This is a genomic window from Arthrobacter sp. JCM 19049 (genome assembly GCF_001310435.1).
Genome location: NZ_BAXF01000475.1, coordinates 1 through 1658, shown reverse-complemented (window position 1 = coordinate 1658; position 1658 = coordinate 1). Strand labels below are relative to the sequence as shown.

Genomic DNA, 1658 nt, shown 5'->3' with positions numbered 1-1658 from the left:
CTGGCCGCGGGACCGGTGCACCGTTCCGGGTTACGGCCCGCAGCACCTAGACGACGTCGGGCTGGGCCGCGCCGCCCTCACCTTCCAGGTGCGAATCGAATGGGCCTTGCGGGAGTTGAACTTCAGACGCACACCATGGCCGAACTCCTCGTCCTCGGGCAGGAAGACGGCGCCCAGGCCCTCCAGTGCGGCGCGCAGCTTCTCCTGCTGGTCGGCGTCCAGCTCCACGCGCCCGGCCTCGAAGTCACGCAACAGGGCCAGATCGAACCCGGACTTTTGGCTCAGATAGTCCGGGGTTACCTGCACCAGGACCCGGGCAGCCTGGGCCTGGCCTGGACGGATAATGGGATTAAAGAGCGTCATGGCCCCAGCATCCCAAGCGGGCGGGTGAAAGTGAAGGGCTTGGCCCACTCTCCCAGAATCACCGGCTCATCCGTGGTGCCGCAGCAACGCCGAAGGGGCCCGGACCCGCAGCGCACTGCGGATTCGGGCCCTTGGGAGGGTCAAGGGCCGCTCCAGCCTAGAGGCGGCTGTGTTCGGCCTCGTCTTCCTGCACGCGGCGTTCGGCCGCCAGGCGGGCGGCGGCGATCTCGTTGATCCGGTCACGGCACAGGAACCAGCCGATCACCAGCAGCGGGATGATGATCGCCAGCGAGGCGATCGTCCAGGTGCCCACCGGGTTGTCGAACGCCATCATCACCAGCACCAGGCCAGGAAGACCAGCGTCACCCACCCGGAGACCGGCGCCAGCGGCATCCGGAAGGACGGGCGCTGCAGCTGGCCGGCGCGGGCCTTCTTCACCAGCGCCATCTGGCACAGCACGATCATCGCCCACGCGGAGATGATGCCGATCGCGGCGAAGTTCAGCACGATCTCAAACGCCTAGGCCGGCACGATCGCGTTCAGCAGCACACCGAACACGGCGATCACCGCGGTGATCACAATGCCGCCGTAGGGCACCCCGGCCTTGTTCATCCGCCCCGCAAAGCGCGGGGCCGAGCCGTTCAGCGACATCGAGCGCAGGATCCGGCCGGTGGAGTACAAACCGGCATTCAACGAGGACAGCGCCGCGGTGAGCACCACCAGGTTCATCACCACATCCATGCCCTGCACGCCGATCGCGCCGAAGAACGTCACGAACGGGGACTCGCCGTCCTTGTAGGCGGTGTAGGGCAGCAGCAGGGAGAGCAGCACCAGCGAACCGACGTAGAACACCGCGATGCGCACGATGACCGTGTTCACCGCCTTGGGCATCACCTTTTCCGGGTTCTTCGCCTCCCCGGCGGCGGTGCCGATCAGCTCGATCGAGGCGTAGGCGAACACCACGCCCTGCATCAGCACCAGCACCGGCATCAGGCCGCTGGGCAGCAGCCCGCCGTTGTCGCTGATCAACGAGAAGCCGACCTGGTGGCCCTCGATCGGGGTCCCGAAGATCACGAAGTAGCAGCCCACCAGCAGGAAGGCGACCAGCGCCACCACCTTGATCAGCGCAAACCAGAACTCCAGCTCACCAAAGACCTTCACCGAGATCAGGTTCATCGACAGCACCAGCAGCAGGGCGGCCAGCGCCCACAGCCACTGCGGCACCGCGCCGATCCAGGGCACGTATTTGCCAAAGAAGTTCATGTACAGCGCCGCGGCGGTGATGTCCACGATCG

Annotated in this window: 1 protein-coding gene and 1 pseudogene; both read right to left on the bottom strand. The window is 66.4% G+C overall.

Annotated features, from left to right (window positions below; all coding sequences use genetic code 11):
• Positions 1 to 30: 30 nt before the first annotated feature.
• Entirely contained in the window at positions 31 to 363 is a 333-nt protein-coding gene (locus JCM19049_RS13530; RefSeq protein WP_279403224.1) for an XRE family transcriptional regulator, read from the bottom strand.
• Positions 364 to 520: 157 nt separating this feature from the next.
• A pseudogene (locus JCM19049_RS13525) lies at positions 521 to 1658 on the bottom strand (amino acid permease); the annotation flags it as partial.

Bases quoted from the DNA above. Each gene is read 5' to 3' on its own strand.
- JCM19049_RS13530 (WP_279403224.1), bottom strand. From the start codon at position 363: ATGACGCTCTTTAATCCCATTATCCGTCCAGGCCAGGCCCAGGCTGCC.